Here is a 16,440-nt window from a genome sequence, read left to right on the forward strand (position 1 = left end):
CTCTCAATCCTTTTCCATGGTGCACTGGAGCGGGTGCTGATGCCGGCGAGCGGTGTCGGTCACCTGGGCGACCTTGGTTTCGGCCACCTCGTAGGTGAAGACGCCGCATACGCCGACGCCATGCTGATGGACGTGCAGCATGATCCGGGTCGCGTCTTCGCGCGATTTGTTGAAGAACCGCTCCAGAACGTAGACGACGAATTCCATAGGCGTATAGTCGTCGTTGAGGAGCAGCACGCGGTACAGCGAAGGCTTCTGCGTCTTCGGCTTGGCCTGCGTGACGACGGCGGAGCCGACGCCGTTTCCCTGATCACCTTGCTTTCGCTCGGCCATCAACAATGGTCTCCAAGGCGCGCCGAAAACACCGACGCGCTTCACTGATTAGATATGGAAACAGGAACCGTTTGGAAGAGCCGATCGCCATGCGGCGACGGATTAACGCAAGGGCGCCTGTCTTTGGGGCGGGTCGCGCGCCGACCGCCGGAACCGCCCTTGGGCGGCGGCGCGCGGCGACGCCAAGCCTAGATAGGAAGCCGGACGCCTAGCGCCAATGGACCATCGCGCCGTGCGGGTGGACCGAGGCCAGGATTCGCGCCTCCCCGCCCGGCCAGAGCGTCAGCCTCACCTGCATCGGACCGGTCGGATCGTCGGGATCGGGCTCCATGCGCAGCCACGCGAAGGGCGAATCACTTCGGGCCTCCGCGCCGGCCGCCGCGACTGCGTCGGCCACCCTGGCCTGGGTCTCGCCAGGCAGATACTGCCAGACCACGGAGTGGAACAGCACCACCGCGCGGCCCGCCCGTGGGCGGACGTGATCGGCCGCCCAGGCCCCGGCGTCGGCGCGCTCCACCGGCGGCGGATGGCGGCGGGCGACGTCGATCGCCGAGCGCAGGCGGGCCAGGCGGTCGGGCTGGTCCGGCCAGACATAGGCCTGCAGGCGCAGCGCCGCCTCGGGCGAGGCCAGGTCGATCGGCCGCAGGTCGCACCCGGCCCGCGAGTCGACCCGCACGGGCGCGTCTAGCGGCGGAGAGCCGCCCGACCAGGCCGCGTCCAGCCGCACCGGCGAGCCGGCGTCGCCCCAGGCCCCATGTTCCCCCAGCGCATAGCGATAGCGGTCCCAGTTGAGGTTCAGACCGCCGCTGGCCCCGATCTCCAGGCAACGCAGCGGCAGGCCGGTCTCCGCCGCGACGGTGAGAAAGCCGCCGAGCAGGCATAGCGAACGCCGCACCTCGTTGGTCTGGGGCGCCGAAGCCATGAACGTCGCCAAGGTCTCGAACCGCGCCTCGGCGGCGGCGGCCAGGGCGTCGGCGAGCGCGCCGTCGTCGCCCGCCTCCCCTTTGGGCGGATAGAAGGCCTCCAGGCCCGGCGCCTGTCCCGCCAGCGTCAGATAATGCAGCCCGCCGAGCAGCCTCAGCGGCATGACGTCCTCCATGATCCGGCGCAGGTCCGCCTCTCGCCAGGGATCGAGCAACCGTGCCAACGCACCGCCGGCGTCGGCGCGCGCAGCGGCCAGCCTGAGCACGCGGGCGGAAAAGGCCGAGCCCAGAAGCGCGCAGGCGTCGGCCTGCGAGTCCAAGGCTTTCAGGACCGGATCGGCAAGGGTCATGCGCGCAGCCTTGGCCCTGCGGCGGAAGGCGGCAAGATTGAAAGCGTCGATCAACCTAGGCCGGGAGGCAGGCGGCGCTCAAATGTCGCACAGAGACCTGGGACAATGAAAAACCCCCGGCGCATCGCTGCGCCGGGGGCTCTCTAAGTCAAGGCCGCGCCAGACTTAGCGGGCGGCTTGGAACTTCTCGACGGTCGCGGTGACGCGGGCGTTGAGCGGGGTCAGGGTTTCCTTGACCGAGGCGGCGACGGTTTCCGAAGCCTTGTTCACCTCGGCGAGGTAGCCTTCCAGGGCCGACTTGGCCCAGGCGGTCTGCAGCTCGACCACTTCCTGCACGCTCTTGGCCGAGGTCAGGCTCTTGGCGGCGGCGACGTGGTCCTCGACCGACTTCTTCGAGTAGGCGATGGCCTGGGCGCCCAGGGCTTCCGCGCCCTTGGTGGCGGCGGTCACCGAGGCCACGACGGCTTCGAGGTTCTGCTTGGAATGGGCGTTCAGCTCGTTCAGGGCGGCGAGGGACTTCTCGACCGAGTCCTTGAACGCTTGGTTGCCGGCGGTCGTGAACTGCTCGACCGTGGTCTTCAGGGCGTCGGCGGCTTTCGCCATGGGTTGTTCTCCTTGCTCGCGCTGGGGGCTGGCGCGTGTTGCGGCGCGGGGGCCGCAGGGCAAATCGGCTTCAAGCGGACCGAACGATAGCCCGCTCTGTGCGATCATCGTTATGCCAGAAGCCTTCCCTCAGCGTCAACGATTTTTTGTGCAGCGCACAATAACGCGTTTGTGAAATTTGTGCGACGCAACAGCACGGCATCTAACCCATTCTGGTCACTTGTTGTTTACCTTGCCGAAACAACGATAAGAGCATGCTATGAGCCAGGCATGGCGGCGCGGGGGCCGCCAAGTTCCAGGGACCAATGCGTATGTTCGAGCCCGTCCGCCGACTTCTGGTCACCGCCATCGCGCTTTCCGCGACGGCCCTGCCTGCGGCGCTCGTCGCGCCGACGGCCCAGGCCCAGATCCCCTACTCGGCCCTGCGCAACACCACCGAAGGCAAGTACGCCGCGGTCGTGGTCGACGCCAACACCGGCGAAGTGCTGTTCGCGAAGAACGCCGACAGCCAGCGCTATCCGGCGTCGCTGACCAAGATCATGACCATGTACCTGACGTTCGAAGCCCTCGCCTCCGGGCGCCTCAAGGCCACCGACACCCTGGTCGTCTCGCCCCGGGCCGCCGCCCAGGCCCCGACCAAGCTCGGCCTGCGCGCCGGCGAATCCATCACCGTCGACGAGGCCATCCGCGCCGTGGCGGTGAAGTCGGCCAACGACATGGCCGTGGCCCTGGCCGAGAAGATCGGCGGCAGCGAAGAACGGTTCTGCGCCCTGATGACCCTGCGCGCGCAGGAGCTGGGCATGACCAACACCCGCTATGTCAACGCCAACGGCCTGCCCGACAGCCGGCAGCTGACCTCGGCGCGCGACCTGGCCATCCTGTCGCGGGCGGTGATGCGCGACTATCCGCAGTACTATTCGTATTTCGGCCTGCACGACTTCAACTATCACGGTCAGTCGATCCGCAACCACAACGGCCTGCTGGCCAAGATGCCCGGCGTCGACGGCCTGAAGACGGGGTTCACCAACGCCTCCGGCTTCAACCTGGCCGCCTCGGCGGTGCGCGGCGACCGGCGGCTGATCGCCGTGGTGCTGGGCGGCAATTCGGTCGCCGCCCGCGACTCGCACGTCGAGGACCTGCTGGAGACCGGCTTCGACGTGATCCGCCGCCGCCAGATGGGCGAGCGCATCACCGTCGCCCAGAACCTGTTCGAACCCGCCCCCATCGGCGTGATCGACCGTCCGGCCACCGAGGAAGGCTCGGCCGACCAGGCCGGCCTGCGCATCGTCCTCACCGACAACAGCAACCTGCGCGGCCCGGTCGCCAACCGGCCGATCGCCAATCCCCCTCCGCCGCCGCCCCGCCCCGTCGCCGCCAGCGTCGAGACCGCCAAGGGCAAGGCGCGCGGCAAGGGCGACTGGCTGGTGCAGGTCGGCGCCTATCGCCAGAAGACCCAGGCCCGCAGCCAGCTCGCCGCCGTCAGCCACAAGTTCTCCAAGCACTTCGCCAACGCCCAGGGCGGCGTCCAGGGCGGCGAAGGCATGTATCGCGTGCGGTTCTCCGGCTTCACCGCCGACGAGGCCCGGGCGGCGTGCGCGGCGCTGGGCGCCAAGCGCCAGAGCTGCATGGTGGTGCCGCCCTCGCACTGAGGACGGCCTTCCCTACCCTTCCAGCAAGCGGTCCCGCGCGGCGTTGAGTTGCGCGGCCAGTCCGGGCGCGCCGCCCGCATCGGGATGCACGCGGCGGATCAACCGGTCGTAGGCGGCGCGGATCTCGGTTTCGCCCGCCTCCGGGCCGACCCCCAGGGTGGAGCGGGCCTCCGCCAGCGACATGCCGCCGCCAGGACGGCGGGCGGCCGAGGATCGCCCCGGAACGGCCTTGGCGACCGGTCGCCGGGCCGCCAGGGCCGTCCAGACGCCGAGCGCGGCCAGGAGGATCGCCTCCAGCCAGCCGCCCCTCGTTCCCAGATAGGCGGCGGCCAGGAAAGCCGCCACCGCCGTCACGCCGGCCACCACGCGCCATTGCCCCTTGGCGACCTGGGGACGCGCCCGGCCGACGAAGGCCAGCAGGCCGATCACGGCGAAGCCGATGGCGATGTAAAGCATGTGCGCTCCCGCGCGGCCGGGTCAGGCGCCGGCCGCGGCGAGCCCTCCTTCGCCCGAATAGGCCGAAAGGCCAAGCGCGCGCATCAGGGCGCGCAGCTCCTGGCGCGCGGCGACGTGCTGCAGCGACACCGGCACCGGGCGCACCGTCGGCGACAGGTCGGCGATGGTCAGGCCGAACGGGAACAGCTCGCGATAGATCACCCGGTCCCGCAGGCCCGGCCCCATGCGGAAGCCGACGCGCCGGGACAGCGCGGTCATCCGCTCCTCGACCCGCTTGCGGTTGCGGGCCTCGGTGGTGGCCAGGCGGTTGCGCAGCACCACCCAGTCCATCGACGTCCGCGCCTGGGCCATCTTGGTCTTGCGCGCTTCCCAGACGGTCTCGGAATAGATGCTGGGCTTGATCAGCTCCAGGGTCACGGGATCGACCTGGCCCAGCATGTCGAAGTCGACGAAGCTGTCGTTCATCGGCGTGACCACGAGGTCGGCCCGCCCGTGGGCGGCGCGCGACAGGGGCGTGTCGCTGCCGGGCGTGTCGATCAGCACGAAGTCGGTTTCCGCCAGGGCCCGGCCGTAGGCGTCCTCGAAACGGGCCAGCCCCTCGCCCGCGTCGGCCTTGGCCAGGGCCGCGTCGTCGTCCGACAGACGGTACTCGCCCGGCGTGGGGGCCGACACCTTCGCCGCCTCCAGCCAGGTCCGGCGGTTGGAGAAGAAGCGCGCGGTCGATTGCTGGCGCAGATCGAGATCGATCACCCCCACCCGGGCTCCGCCATGCAGGAGCGCGGTGACGAGGTGGGTGGCGATGGTGGATTTGCCCGCGCCGCCCTTTTCGTTGCCGATGACGATCGTACGCGCTTCAGACACTTCAGGAGGGCCCCAACCCGAGTCGTTAACAAACTCCGACGAGATACCCTGCGCGGCGGCGGCGTCAACGCGCGCGTTCCGCCATGGAGAGCGCGCCGGCCGCGGCCCATCGCCCCGCCCGTGACGCAAGCCCCTGGCGCAGCGACGAAAATAGGCTATCGGAGACGGCGTTTCGCATGGACTTCGCATGACCGCCTCCCCGCTCGCCACCGTCCGCACCGTCGCCGACCTGCGCGCCCATGTCGCCGCCTGGCGCCGCCAGGGCCTGCGCGTCGCCCTGGTCCCGACCATGGGGGCCCTGCACGCCGGCCATCTGTCGCTGGTGAGCCTGGCCCGGACCCGGGCCGACCGCGTGATCGCCAGCGTGTTCGTCAATCCGGCCCAGTTCGGCCCCAACGAGGATTTCGCCGCCTATCCGCGCGACGAGGCCGGCGACGCCGCCCAACTGGCGGCCGGCGGCTGCGATCTGCTGTTCGCGCCCGCGGCCTCAGAAATCTATCCGCCAGGCTTCGCCACCACGGTCACGACCGCCGGGATCAGCGAGTCGATGGAGGGTCTCGCCCGCCCCGGCCACTTCGCCGGCGTCGCCACGGTGGTCAGCAAGCTGCTGATCCAGGCCGCCCCCGATGTCGCCGTGTTCGGCGAGAAGGACTACCAGCAGCTCCAGGTCATCCGCCGTGTCGCGATCGACCTCGACCTGCCGGTCGAGATCGTCGGCGCCCCCACGGCGCGGGCCGAGGACGGCCTGGCCCTGTCGTCGCGCAACGCTTATCTGACGGCCGAGGAGCGGCGGGTCGCCGGCGTGCTCAACGTGATCATGGCCCGCGCCGCCGGGCGCATCGCCGCCGGGGACGACATCGCGGCGGCCGAGGCCGAGGGCCGCGCCGCCATCGAGGCGGCGGGCTTCGCCCGCATCGACTATTTCGAGACCCGCGCCGCCGACGACCTGCGCCGGCTGGGACCGGGCGTCATCGACGCGCCGGGACGGCTGCTGGCGGCGGTCCTGCTCGGCCGCACCCGCCTGCTCGACAACCGCGCGATCTGATCACCAGGCCCCGATCTCGCGCAGTTCGCGCGCGAGGTCCTGGGGCATGTCGCCGCCGGCCGCCTGCGCCAGGTCGGGCGGGGCGTCCTTGGCCTCGAAATAGCGCCAGCCCTGAAAGGCCCGGCGCGGCTGCGGCGCGGTATGGACGATGTCGGGATCGAGCACGATCTCGCAACGGCTGGCCTGGCCCTCGCCAAGGGTCTCGATCGCCAGCACCCGCTGGCGGATCAGCACCGCGCCCTTCATCACCCAGTAGAGCGAACCGCCGTCGACGATCTCGGCGGCCCGCTTGGGGGTCTGGCGGGTGTGGACGCGATTGGCCTCGCCGGTCGCATAGTGCCTGGCGCGCCAGGCGCGCAGCTCCTCGACCGTGTCGCAGCCGACGCAGAGCTTGATGAGATGAAGCGGCATGCCGCCTTGATACTCCCGCCGCGCCGCCGAGGAAAAGCCGGCTCGGCGTCAGCCGGCCTTTTCCAGCCGCGCCAGCAGCACGCCTTCGCTCACCTGCTCGCCGGCGGCGACCCGCAGTTCGGCCACCACGCCGGCGAAGGGCGCGACGAGGCCGTGCTCCATCTTCATCGCCTCCAGGGTGACCAGCGGCTGGCCGGCCTCGACCGCGTCGCCCTCGGCCACCGACACCGTCACGATCCGGCCGGGCATGGGCGACAGCACCGCGCCGTCGCCGCCCCCGGCCGCCGCGCCGTCGCCGCCGGCCACGGGCCGGCTGAACGCGAACGCCTCGCCGTCCTCGAAGACGACGATGTCGCCGTCGGCGACCAGCACGCCCTCCGGCTCGTAGTCGGCCACGGCCAGGGGCGCGGTCAGCACCTCGCCGCCGCATTGCAGGCGGACCTGCGGATCGGCGGCGCGGTTGACGCGGAAGCCGGCCAGCCCGGCCAGCGGCGACCACGGCGAGGCGTCGTCCGCCTCGTCCTCGGCCAGCTCGACGCTGACCAAGGCCGCCAGCTGGGCGGCGGCGGCCGACGGCCCCCCGGCCGGGACCAGGACCTCCAGGCGCTGCTCGATGAAGCCGGTGTCGACGGCGCCGGCCAGGAAGTCCCCGTGGTCCAGGCAGCGGGCCAGGAAGGCGGCGTTGGTCTTGACCGGCCAGACCTCGACCTGCCGGCAGGCGTCGGCCAGCGACCGCGCGGCGGCCGTACGGGTCGGCCCGTGGGCGATCAGCTTGGCGATCATCGGGTCGTAGAACGGCGTGACCTCGCCGCCTTCCTCGACGCCGGTGTCGACGCGGACGGCGTCCTCGGGCAGGTGGAAATGGCTCAGCGGCCCGGTCGAGGGCAGGAAGCCGGTGACGGGGTTCTCGGCGTAAAGGCGGGCCTCCATGGCCCAGCCGTCCAGGCGGATCTGGTCCTGGGCCAGCGGCAGCGGCTCGCCCGACGCCACCCGCAGCTGCCATTCGACCAGATCCTGCCCGGTGACCATCTCGGTGACCGGGTGCTCGACCTGCAGCCGGGTGTTCATCTCCATGAACCAGATGCGGTCGGCGCGCAGTCCCTCGGAGGCGTCGGCGATGAACTCCACCGTGCCGGCGCCTTCATAGGCCACCGCCTGGGCGGCCTTGACCGCCGCGGCGCACACCGCCTCGCGGGTCGCCGCGTCCATGCCGGGGGCCGGCGCCTCCTCGATCACCTTCTGGTGGCGGCGCTGCAGCGAGCAGTCGCGCTCGAACAGGTGCACCGCCCCGCCATGCCGGTCGGCGAACACCTGCACCTCGATGTGGCGCGGCCGGGTGACGTACTTCTCGATCAGCACGCGGTCGTCGCCGAAACTGGCGGCGGCCTCGCGCCGGCAGGAGGCCAGAGCGGCGGCGAAATCGCCCGCCTGGTCGACCTTGCGCATGCCCTTGCCGCCGCCGCCGGCGACGGCCTTGATCAGCACCGGATAGCCGATGGCGTCGGCCTCGCGCTGGAGCCGGTCCTCGGACTGGTCCTCGCCCAGATAGCCCGGCGTCACCGGCACGCCGGCCTCGGCCATCAGCTTCTTGGCCGCGTCCTTCAGGCCCATGGCCCGGATGGCCGACGGCGGCGGGCCCACCCAGGTCAGGCCGGCGGCGATCACCGCCTCGGCGAAATCGGCGTTCTCGGACAGGAAGCCGTAGCCGGGATGGACGGCGGCCGCCCCGGTGCGCCGGGCGGCGTCCAGGATCTTCCCGGGGACCAGATAGCTGTCCCGGGCGGCCGGCGGGCCGATCAGCACCGCCTCGTCGGCCTCGCGCACGTGCGGCGCCCCGGCGTCCGCCTCGGAATAGACCGCGATGGCGCGCACGCCCAGCCTGCGGGCCGTGCGGATGATCCGGCGGGCGATCTCGCCACGGTTGGCGATGAGGACGGAGGCGAGCACGGGCGTTTCCTGTTGGTTGGCCCGGCGGGGATCGACGGGACCTCCCGCCGGGCGATGGAATAGGCGCCGCCGGGGCGGCGGCGCGGATTGTCGTCTTGCTTTCAGAGCGCCCAGTTCGGCTTGCGCTTGCCCAGGAAGGCGCGCACGCCCTCCTGTCCCTCGGGGCTGGTGCGGCGCTGAGCGATGCGCCTGGCGGTGTCGTCCATCAGCGCGTGGTCGACCGGGCGTCCCCAGACGTCCCAGACCAGGCGCTTGGCGTCGGCGACCGCGCCGGGCGCGGCGGCCGCGATCTCGGCCGCCAGCCGTTCCGCCGCCGCGTCGAGCCCGGCCGCGTCGGCGGCCACCTCGTCGACCAGGCCGATACGCTCGGCGTGGGCGGCGTCGAAGACCCGGCCGGTGGCGAACAGCGCCTTGGCCGCGCGCGGCCCGATGGCGTTGACGACATAGGGGCTGATGGTCGCCGGCGTCAGGCCGAGCTTGACCTCCGAGAAGGCGAACTTGGCGCCGGCCACGGCCACGGCCATGTCGCAGGCCGCCACCAGTCCCGCGCCGCCGCCGAAGGCCGCGCCGTCGACCAGCGCCACCGTCAGGGCGGGAATGTCGGCCAGGGCCTTGAGCATCGACGCCAGCTCCATGGCGTCGTCGCGGTTGTCGGCCTCGGTCCAGTCCGCCGCCATGCGCATCCAGTCGAGGTCGGCGCCGGCGCAGAAGAACTCGCCCTCGCCTCGCAGGAAGACGATGCGAACGCCCTCTGCGCCCTGCAGCGTCTCGAACGCCTCCTTGAGGGCGGCGATGGTCGGGGCGTCGAAGGCGTTGCGCCGGTGCGGCCGGTTTATCCGGACGGTGGCGACGCCCTCTGGCGTGGCCTCGAGCCGGACCAGGGAGTCCGTCGGCTCGACGGGCTCGGGAACGGGTGGTTCGGTGATGGCGTTGGTCATCGGCTGTTCCTAGATCATGATGCCGGCGGTCGATGGGAGGCGCGCATGAAGCCTGACGGTCCCAACCTGCGGGCGCCGAGCCTGGGCTTGACGGCGTTGCTGCTCGCCGCCGCGCCCGCGACCGGCGCGGAGCCCGGCGCGAACAGCCGCACTCTTATCACCATGCAAGGCCGCCAGCAGCCCGCCTGGTTCCTGTGCGACGGGATCGACGCGCCGACCGTCCAGGTGGTGGGCAAGCCGGACGCCAAGGGCGATCTGGTCATCGCCGCCTACGACAAGGCCGCCCCGGGGCCGCCGCTGATCCACGACCACCATCTCGGCCCCGCCGATCCAGGCGCCGGAAACGTCCATTACGCCCTGACCCGGAACGGCCGCCCGGCCGGCTTCCTGCACGCGTTCAATCCGGGCATGCTCGACGATCCCGACCGCGCCCTGACGCCGCCGTTCACCAGCATGCGCGTCGACGGCCGGGAGATCGGCTGCCGCTGGCTGGAAGGGACGCGCCTGATCGGCTTCAGCGCCCGGCGCACCTTCGCGGTCACGCAGGACCGCGCCGGCCGCCTGACCTATCGCACCTTCGACTTCTCCGAGGCCGCCCACGCCGCACCGGCCGCCGCGGACGGCGTCGAGCGAACGACGCGTCCGACGCTGACCATCGATGGCGGCGTCGAAAGCACCGCCGCAGGCCAGACCGTTTTCCGCTTCACGAACAACGGTTACGGCTATGTGGTTCGCGTCCCGATCTCGCCCGGTTCGGGACCAGCCAAGGTGCTGGTGACGCGGGGCGGCCGAACCGTTCAGACCGAGCCCCTCGCCGCCTACACCTGGGCGCCCAGGCCTTCGCGCCCCTGATCGCGCCCGCCGCACCCGGTCACATCCGGAAGACGCCGAACCGGGTCTCCGGAATCGGCGCGTTCAGCGAGGCCGAAATGGCCAGGCCCAGGACGTCCCGGGTCTGGGCCGGGTCGATGACGCCGTCGTCCCATAGGCGCGAGGTGGCGTGGTAGGGGTCGCCTTCGTGCTCGTAGCGGTCGCGGATCGGCGTCTTGAACGCCTCCTCCTCCTCCGCCGGCCAGGCCTGGCCCTTGGCCTCCATGCCGTCGCGCTTGATGGTGGCCAGCACGCTGGCGGCCTGCTCGCCGCCCATCACCGAGATGCGGCTGTTGGGCCAGGTGAACAGGAAACGCGGACTGTAGGCGCGACCGCACATGCCGTAGTTGCCGGCGCCGAAGCTGCCGCCGATCAGCACCGTGAACTTGGGCACCTCGGCCGAGGCCACCGCCGTCACCAGCTTGGCCCCGTCCTTGGCGATGCCGCCGGCCTCGTATTTGCCGCCGACCATGAAGCCTGAGATGTTCTGCAGGAACACCAACGGAATCTTGCGCTTGCAGGCAAGTTCTATGAAGTGCGCGCCCTTGACCGCGCTCTCGGAGAACAGCACGCCGTTGTTGGCGAGGATGGCCACGGGCATGCCCCAGATCCTGGCGAAGCCGCAGACCAGGGTGGTCCCGTAGAGCGCCTTGAACTCCTGGAACTCCGAGCCGTCGACGATGCGGGCGATCACCTCGCGCACGTCATAGGGCGCGCGCACGTCCTGCGGGATGATGCCGTACAGCTCCTCGGGATCGTATTTCGGCGGCCGCGGCTCGGCCAGGTCGAGTTCGACCCGCTTGGTGGTGTTGAGGTTGGCGACGATCGAGCGGACGATCTCGAGCGCATGTTCGTCGTTGGCCGCCACATGGTCGACGACGCCGGATCGGCGACCGTGCGTCTCGGCCCCGCCCAGCTCCTCGGCCGAGATCACCTCGCCCGTGGCCGCCTTCACCAGCGGCGGCCCGGCCAGGAAGATGGTGCCCTGGTCGCGCACGATCACCGTCTCATCCGACATGGCCGGCACATAGGCCCCGCCGGCCGTGCACGAGCCCATGACGCAGGCGATCTGCGGAATGCCCTCGGCGCTCATCCGCGCCTGGTTGAAGAAGATGCGGCCGAAATGGTCGCGGTCCGGAAACACCTCGGCCTGGTGCGGCAGGTTGGCCCCGCCGCTGTCGACCAGATAGATGCAGGGAAGCCGGTTCTGCTGGGCGATCTCCTGGGCCCGCAGATGCTTCTTCACCGTCATCGGGAAATAGGCCCCGCCCTTCACCGTGGCGTCGTTGGCGACGATCATCACCTCGCGCCCGCTCACCCGGCCGATCCCGGTGATGACGCCGGCGGCGGGAGCCTCGCCGCCATAGAGATCGAACGCGGCGAGCGCCGCCACCTCAAGAAACGGCGAGCCCGGATCGAGCAGCCGCTCGACCCGTTCGCGCGGCAAGAGCTTGCCGCGCCCGGCATGACGTCGGCGCGCCTCCTCGGAACCGCCGAGCGCGATTCCCGCCGTTCGCTCGTGCAAAGTCTCCGCAAGGCGCCGGTTCAGGGTCACATTGTCCAGAAAACCAGCCGAACTCGGGTTTATATTGGTGGCGATCTGGCTCATTCCCGACACGTTTTCCCAAGCAATATAATTCTTGAGGCACAGCTCTACGCCAAACCCCGCCACGACCGCAACCGTCGAGCGGCGCGGATCGTAGAGAGGGCGGCGCGGGAGTGGAAGGGCGCTTGAAGGCGGTCCTCCGCTCTGCGACCCTGCCGCTCGCCTCGCTTGTGTCTGGTTCCCGATGAAACCTCTCGCCGCCGCCGTCGTCTTCAGCCTCATCGCCGGGTCCGCCCAGGCGCGGTCCGACGTTCCAGCCCTGGTCACCCGCTGGGACACGGCGGTGCTGATCCAGGCCGCCGAGGCGCTGGAGGCCAAGGACGTCGCCGCCAAGCGCGACGACGACGGCCGCCCCTATGTCAGCGGCGAAAGCGCCGACGGCCTGCTGTTCGTCTTCTATCCCACCGCCTGCGAGGCTGAACCGACGGCCAAGGCCCCCGCCGGGACCGACAAACCCAAGGCCAAGCCCCTCGACGGCCCGTGCTACGGCATGGAGGCGGTGGTCACCTACGACACCGAGGGCAAGAGCGAGGCCGACCGGAGCAAGCTGGTCGACCAGCTGAACCGCGATTTCGCCCTCGGCAAGTTCACCATCGATTCCGACCAGAGCATCGTCCTCAGCCGCTATCTGGTCTTCGACGACGGCGTTACGCGCGGCAACCTTGAGGCCGAGCTCAGCAACTTCCTCGCGGTCGGGACGGCGGCGGCCGGCAAAATCTGGCCGCGCGACGACAAGGCCGACTGAGCGGCGCTGTCGCCACGACTCGGCCGGCGGGCTAGGCTGAGCGCGTGGCCAGCCTTCCCGACACCATGGCGGACACCGCCCTCGCCCGCTTGTTCGTCGGCGACGACGCCTCGCCGGACGCCGTGTGGTTCTCGCTGCCCGGCGGCCGGACGCTGTACGACGCCGGCGGCCGCGCCGACCAGATCTACTTCCTGCGCGCCGGCCGCCTCGGGGTCATCCGCCGCGACGAGGGCCAGGAGCCGCAGTTCCTGGGCGTGATCCGCCCCGGCGAGCCGGCCGGCGAAATGTCGCTGCTGGCCGCCGCGCCGCATTCGGCCACGGTGGTGGCCCTGCGCGACAGCGAGATCGTCGCCGTGCCGCGCGAGGCCTTCTTCGCGGCGGCCGAACACAATCCCCGGCTGATGATGGAGTTGGCGCGGTTGATGATCCGCCGCACCCGCCAGAGCGGCGGCCAGCAGTCGGCGGCGGGGCAGCCCAGCGTCTACGGCTTCATCGGCCTGCGCGACGGCCTGGCCGTCCGCGCCCTGGTCGAGCGGCTGGAGGCCGAAATCGTCGCCATGGGCTATTCGGCGACGACGGCCGGGCGCGAGGCGCTGAACGCCCCGACCGAATGGTTCTCCAACGTCGAGAACGCCCACGACTTCGTGCTGTACGCAGCCGAGGCGGACGAGACGGCTTGGAAGCATCTGGTCGGCCGCCAGGTCGATCGCCTGTTCCTCGTCGGCCGGGGCGACCAGGCGCCGCCGCCGGAGGAGAGCCTGGCCTCGGAGCCGCTCCGCACCCAGCGCCTGGTCGACCTCGTCCTGCTCCAGAAAGCGACGCAGCGCGCGCCGGCCGGTTCGGAGGCCTGGCTGGACGCCACCCCCGCCGCCCGCCTGTTCCATGTGCGCGACCACGACGTCGGCGACCTGCGACGGCTGGCCCGCACCCTGGCGGGCAAGTCGGTCGGGCTGGTGTTGTCGGGCGGCGGCGCGCGGGCCTACGCCCATATCGGCGCCGTCCGCGCCCTGCGCGAGGCGGGCGTGCCCATCGACTTCGTCGGCGGCGTCTCGATGGGGGCGATCGTCGCGGCCGGCCTGGCCATGGGCTGGGACGACCAGGAGATCAACTGGCGGATTCGCAAGGCCTTCGTCGACAGCAGCCCCGTCGACGACATCGCCGTGCCGGTGATCGCCATGACCCGCGGCGAGAAGGTGCGCGAGCGCCTGCGTGAACACTTCGGCGACGAGCAGATATCCGACCTCTGGCTGCCGTTCTTCTGCGTGTCGTCGAACCTCACCTCCGGGGCCTACCAACTGCACCGGCGAGGCACCCTGCGCCATGCGCTCCGCGCCTCGATCTCGCTGCCCGGGGTGCTGCCGCCCTTCACCCAGGACAACAACGTCCTGGTTGACGGCGCGGTGATGAAGAACTTCCCGGCCGACATCATGCGGGCCTTCCACCTTGGCCCGATCATCGGGGTCGACGTCTCGCGCGGCCGCAGCATCACCGCCCAGGACGTGGCCCAGCCTGCTTCGGTGTGGCGCTGGCTGCTGTCAGGCGAATGGCGACGCGGCCCGCCGATCGTTTCGCTGCTGATGCGGGCGGCGACGGTCAGCACCGGCCGCGACCTGGCGGCGGCCCGCGAGGCGTCCGACCTGCTGATCTCGCCCAATCTGGAGGGCATCGAGATCCGCGACTGGCGGGCCTACGAACCGGCGGTCGAGGCCGGAAGGATCGCCACCGCCCAGGCGCTGGCCAGGCTGGAGACCCCGGTCGTCGACCTGCGCCGGCGGCCGACGCGCGAAGAGGCGGCCCGCAACGGCGCGGGCGCGACGGCGGTCAGGCCCTAGCGCCGCGCCACGATGAACAGGCGCGGGAAGGGAAACAGCGTGACCCCGTCGGTCCGATGCGGGAAAGCGGCGTAGACCCGCTCGCGATAGGCCGTCAGGAAGGCCTCGCGCTCGCCGTCGTCGACCAGGGCTTCGAGATAGGGCCGCAGCCCCGTGCCGCGCATCCAGTCGACCACCGCGTCCTCGCCTTCGAGCACGTGCAGATAGGTGGTCGTCCAGATGTCGACGCTGCGGGCGAGCGGCCGCAGCCAGTCGTAGTATTCGCTGGCCGAGGCCACCGGCCGCACGCCGCGAACGCCGCGAAGCCGCTCGGCCCACGGCCCGTGGGCGGCGGCGTCGCGCAAGGTGCGGTGCCAGTCGCTGTCGAAGGACACCGGCATCTGGCAGGCGAAGACGCCGCCCGGAGCCAGGCCGCCGACCAGCCGGGGGAACAGCGCCTCGTGGCCGCCGACCCATTGCAGCGCGGCGTTGGTGAAGATCAGATCGGGCGGCGAGGCCGGCGCGAAGCCTTCGATGTCGCCGAGAATCCAGTCGACGCGGGCGTTGCGACGCCGCGCCTCGGCCAGCATTTCAGGACTGGAATCGAGTCCGTGCACCACGGCCTGGGGATGGCGCGCCGCCAGCACGGCCGCATGCTCTCCGGTGCCGCAGCCGAGGTCCCAGATTTCGCGCAACGCCGCGTCCTGCGGAATCTGCAACAGCAGATCCAGGGCCGGACGGTCGCGGTAGGTCTTGTAACGCTCGTAGAGCGCCGGGTCCCAGGTCGTCATGCAGCCTTCCTACACCGGAACGCCGCCGCCCGTCATGCTTCGACCGCGTCGCGGCCGGGCCGCCGCGTCGTGGCGGCCCGCCGGTCAGTCAGTCGTCCCGATGCACGCGCTCGCGCCGCTCGTGGCGCTCCTGGGCTTCCAGGCTGAGGGTGGCGATCGGCCGCGCGTCGAGCCGGGCCAGGCCGATCGGCTCGCCGGTCTCTTCGCAATAACCGTAGCTGCCGTCCTCGATCCGGCGCAGGGCTTCGTCGATCTTGGAGATCAACTTGCGCTGCCGGTCGCGCGTGCGCAGCTCCAGAGCCCGATCAGTCTCCGACGAGGCGCGGTCGGCCAGGTCGGGATGGTTCTCGGTCTCTTTCTGGAGATGGGAGAGCGTCTCGCGGGATTCGCGAAGAATCTCTTCCTTCCAGTCGAGCAGCTTTTGCTTGAAGTACTCGAGCTGACGCTCGTTCATGAATTCCTCGTCCTCAGAAGGACGGTAAGCTTCTTTTTGCACCAGTACCGCGGTCGCCTGCATTGACGTTCCCACGCTGTTACCTGCATGCCCCCAAAGCAGAGCGTGGCCGCTTATACCAAAACGTGTGCGGCGTTCAACGCACGTCGTGCGCCCAACGCCTTCAGACCGCCGCCCGGGCCGCCTCCAGCTTGGCCATTTCGACCGCCGCACGCGCCTCGATCTCGTCGAGCACGCTCTCAAGCCTTGAATCTTCAGTGTTTTCCCGCTGATCGCGAACGGCCGCGGTGAGACGTCGCAGGGCGTCCGGCGACACCTCTCCATCGAGCAGCGCGACCTTCACCTCGTCGAGGACGTCGAGAATCCGCCCGGCGCGACTCACCGCCCGCCTGCGGCGCTCCAGCGGGCCGCCGACGTCCTGCAGCGCCAGGAGCGCGTCGAGCGAGGCGATTCCGGAGGTCGCCCCGGCGCGGGCGGCGGGCGCGGCCTCCTGCGCGCTGTCGGCCGGGCCCAGCGAAAAGCTGTCCGCGCTCGCCCGCCGCGCCGAGCGCGACGGCGACGCCGAACCCACGTCGCTGGAGCCATTGACCTTCATCGTCCACCTCGACTCGTTTGCGCCATGATGACCGAGTTCTCGGGCAAGGTGC

General features: G+C 70.9%; 17 protein-coding genes. 5 read left to right on the forward strand and 12 right to left on the reverse strand.

Annotation, left to right across the window (positions count from 1 at the left end; translation table 11 throughout):
- Positions 1–3: 3 nt before the first annotated feature.
- The 3 genes from clpS to phaP all read right to left on the reverse strand — a co-directional run bounded on the left by clpS (position 4) and on the right by phaP (position 2,209).
- Complete coding sequence (gene clpS / locus C5708_RS02560) at positions 4–333, reverse strand: ATP-dependent Clp protease adapter ClpS (RefSeq protein ID WP_242917516.1); 330 nt, start codon at positions 331–333, stop codon at positions 4–6.
- Positions 334–541: 208 nt separating this feature from the next.
- On the reverse strand, positions 542–1,606 hold the full coding sequence (locus tag C5708_RS02565) for a DUF2332 family protein (RefSeq protein ID WP_242917518.1): 1,065 nt from the start codon (positions 1,604–1,606) through the stop codon (positions 542–544).
- Between the two features lie 165 nt (positions 1,607–1,771).
- Positions 1,772–2,209 carry a TIGR01841 family phasin gene (phaP, locus tag C5708_RS02570; protein ID WP_242917520.1) on the reverse strand — a complete coding sequence of 146 codons (438 nt, stop codon included), beginning with the start codon at positions 2,207–2,209 and terminating at the stop codon, positions 1,772–1,774.
- Between the two features lie 311 nt (positions 2,210–2,520).
- On the opposite strand from phaP, the gene C5708_RS02575 reads away from it, so the two are divergent.
- Positions 2,521–3,858 carry a D-alanyl-D-alanine carboxypeptidase gene (locus C5708_RS02575; RefSeq protein WP_242917522.1) on the forward strand — a complete coding sequence of 446 codons (1,338 nt, stop codon included), beginning with the start codon at positions 2,521–2,523 and terminating at the stop codon, positions 3,856–3,858.
- A 12-nt stretch (positions 3,859–3,870) separates the two neighbouring features.
- Here C5708_RS02575 and C5708_RS02580 read toward each other — a convergent pair whose 3' ends face one another.
- Both C5708_RS02580 and C5708_RS02585 read right to left on the reverse strand, forming a co-directional pair.
- Positions 3,871–4,314, reverse strand: coding sequence for a molecular chaperone DnaJ (locus C5708_RS02580; protein ID WP_242917524.1), 444 nt, complete (start codon positions 4,312–4,314; stop codon positions 3,871–3,873).
- 21 nt (positions 4,315–4,335) lie between these two features.
- Complete coding sequence (locus C5708_RS02585) at positions 4,336–5,175, reverse strand: division plane positioning ATPase MipZ (RefSeq protein WP_242917526.1); 840 nt, start codon at positions 5,173–5,175, stop codon at positions 4,336–4,338.
- A gap of 187 nt (positions 5,176–5,362) precedes the next feature.
- Between C5708_RS02585 and panC the strand changes: the two genes are divergently transcribed.
- A complete protein-coding gene (gene panC / locus C5708_RS02590; protein ID WP_242917528.1) occupies positions 5,363–6,220 on the forward strand; it encodes a pantoate--beta-alanine ligase in 858 nt (285 codons plus the stop codon).
- On the opposite strand, the gene C5708_RS02595 is transcribed toward panC, so the two are convergent.
- The 3 genes from C5708_RS02595 to C5708_RS02605 all read right to left on the reverse strand — a co-directional run bounded on the left by C5708_RS02595 (position 6,221) and on the right by C5708_RS02605 (position 9,516).
- The gene (locus C5708_RS02595; protein ID WP_242917530.1) at positions 6,221–6,631 is read right to left on the reverse strand and encodes a DUF1489 domain-containing protein; all 411 of its coding nucleotides are present in this window, start codon (positions 6,629–6,631) and stop codon (positions 6,221–6,223) included. It lies immediately after the preceding gene.
- Between the two features lie 48 nt (positions 6,632–6,679).
- Entirely contained in the window at positions 6,680–8,578 is a 1,899-nt protein-coding gene (locus tag C5708_RS02600) for a biotin carboxylase N-terminal domain-containing protein (protein WP_242917532.1), read from the reverse strand.
- 101 nt (positions 8,579–8,679) lie between these two features.
- The gene (locus tag C5708_RS02605) at positions 8,680–9,516 is read right to left on the reverse strand and encodes an enoyl-CoA hydratase-related protein (protein ID WP_242917534.1); all 837 of its coding nucleotides are present in this window, start codon (positions 9,514–9,516) and stop codon (positions 8,680–8,682) included.
- A 45-nt stretch (positions 9,517–9,561) separates the two neighbouring features.
- Between C5708_RS02605 and C5708_RS02610 the strand changes: the two genes are divergently transcribed.
- Positions 9,562–10,368: a hypothetical protein gene (locus C5708_RS02610; protein WP_242917536.1), complete on the forward strand. Its 807-nt coding sequence runs from the start codon at positions 9,562–9,564 to the stop codon at positions 10,366–10,368.
- A 19-nt stretch (positions 10,369–10,387) separates the two neighbouring features.
- Here C5708_RS02610 and C5708_RS02615 read toward each other — a convergent pair whose 3' ends face one another.
- Complete coding sequence (locus C5708_RS02615; RefSeq protein WP_242917538.1) at positions 10,388–11,995, reverse strand: carboxyl transferase domain-containing protein; 1,608 nt, start codon at positions 11,993–11,995, stop codon at positions 10,388–10,390.
- A gap of 181 nt (positions 11,996–12,176) precedes the next feature.
- Here C5708_RS02615 and C5708_RS02620 point away from each other — a divergent pair, with 181 nt between their 5' ends.
- Positions 12,177–12,737: a YbjN domain-containing protein gene (locus C5708_RS02620; RefSeq protein ID WP_242917540.1), complete on the forward strand. Its 561-nt coding sequence runs from the start codon at positions 12,177–12,179 to the stop codon at positions 12,735–12,737.
- A gap of 65 nt (positions 12,738–12,802) precedes the next feature.
- A complete protein-coding gene (locus tag C5708_RS02625; RefSeq protein WP_242918047.1) occupies positions 12,803–14,569 on the forward strand; it encodes a patatin-like phospholipase family protein in 1,767 nt (588 codons plus the stop codon).
- On the opposite strand, the gene C5708_RS02630 is transcribed toward C5708_RS02625, so the two are convergent.
- The 3 genes from C5708_RS02630 to C5708_RS02640 form a co-directional block, all read right to left on the reverse strand.
- Positions 14,566–15,339, reverse strand: coding sequence for a methyltransferase domain-containing protein (locus C5708_RS02630; protein ID WP_242917542.1), 774 nt, complete (start codon positions 15,337–15,339; stop codon positions 14,566–14,568). The genes C5708_RS02625 and C5708_RS02630 overlap by 4 nt on opposite strands.
- An 88-nt stretch (positions 15,340–15,427) precedes the next feature.
- A complete protein-coding gene (gene dksA, locus C5708_RS02635) occupies positions 15,428–15,856 on the reverse strand; it encodes an RNA polymerase-binding protein DksA (protein WP_242917544.1) in 429 nt (142 codons plus the stop codon).
- A gap of 100 nt (positions 15,857–15,956) precedes the next feature.
- Positions 15,957–16,388, reverse strand: a complete 432-nt coding sequence (locus C5708_RS02640; protein ID WP_242917546.1) for a flagellar assembly protein FliX — start codon at positions 16,386–16,388, stop codon at positions 15,957–15,959.
- Positions 16,389–16,440 lie beyond the last annotated feature (52 nt).

This window comes from Caulobacter sp. CCUG 60055 (assembly GCF_022750545.1).
Taxonomy (GTDB): Bacteria; Pseudomonadota; Alphaproteobacteria; order Caulobacterales; family Caulobacteraceae; genus PUIC01.

Bases quoted from the DNA above. Each gene is read 5' to 3' on its own strand.
- C5708_RS02575 (WP_242917522.1), top strand. From the start codon at position 2,521: ATGTTCGAGCCCGTCCGCCGACTTCTGGTCACCGCCATCGCGCTTTCC.
- C5708_RS02625 (WP_242918047.1), top strand. From the start codon at position 12,803: ATGGCGGACACCGCCCTCGCCCGCTTGTTCGTCGGCGACGACGCCTCG.
- C5708_RS02605 (WP_242917534.1), bottom strand. From the start codon at position 9,516: ATGACCAACGCCATCACCGAACCACCCGTTCCCGAGCCCGTCGAGCCG.
- C5708_RS02640 (WP_242917546.1), bottom strand. From the start codon at position 16,388: ATGAAGGTCAATGGCTCCAGCGACGTGGGTTCGGCGTCGCCGTCGCGC.
- dksA (WP_242917544.1), bottom strand. From the start codon at position 15,856: ATGCAGGCGACCGCGGTACTGGTGCAAAAAGAAGCTTACCGTCCTTCT.
- phaP (WP_242917520.1), bottom strand. From the start codon at position 2,209: ATGGCGAAAGCCGCCGACGCCCTGAAGACCACGGTCGAGCAGTTCACG.
- C5708_RS02620 (WP_242917540.1), top strand. From the start codon at position 12,177: ATGAAACCTCTCGCCGCCGCCGTCGTCTTCAGCCTCATCGCCGGGTCC.
- C5708_RS02580 (WP_242917524.1), bottom strand. From the start codon at position 4,314: ATGCTTTACATCGCCATCGGCTTCGCCGTGATCGGCCTGCTGGCCTTC.
- panC (WP_242917528.1), top strand. From the start codon at position 5,363: ATGACCGCCTCCCCGCTCGCCACCGTCCGCACCGTCGCCGACCTGCGC.
- C5708_RS02615 (WP_242917538.1), bottom strand. From the start codon at position 11,995: ATGAGCCAGATCGCCACCAATATAAACCCGAGTTCGGCTGGTTTTCTG.
- C5708_RS02565 (WP_242917518.1), bottom strand. From the start codon at position 1,606: ATGACCCTTGCCGATCCGGTCCTGAAAGCCTTGGACTCGCAGGCCGAC.
- C5708_RS02595 (WP_242917530.1), bottom strand. From the start codon at position 6,631: ATGCCGCTTCATCTCATCAAGCTCTGCGTCGGCTGCGACACGGTCGAG.
- C5708_RS02630 (WP_242917542.1), bottom strand. From the start codon at position 15,339: ATGACGACCTGGGACCCGGCGCTCTACGAGCGTTACAAGACCTACCGC.
- clpS (WP_242917516.1), bottom strand. From the start codon at position 333: ATGGCCGAGCGAAAGCAAGGTGATCAGGGAAACGGCGTCGGCTCCGCC.
- C5708_RS02610 (WP_242917536.1), top strand. From the start codon at position 9,562: ATGAAGCCTGACGGTCCCAACCTGCGGGCGCCGAGCCTGGGCTTGACG.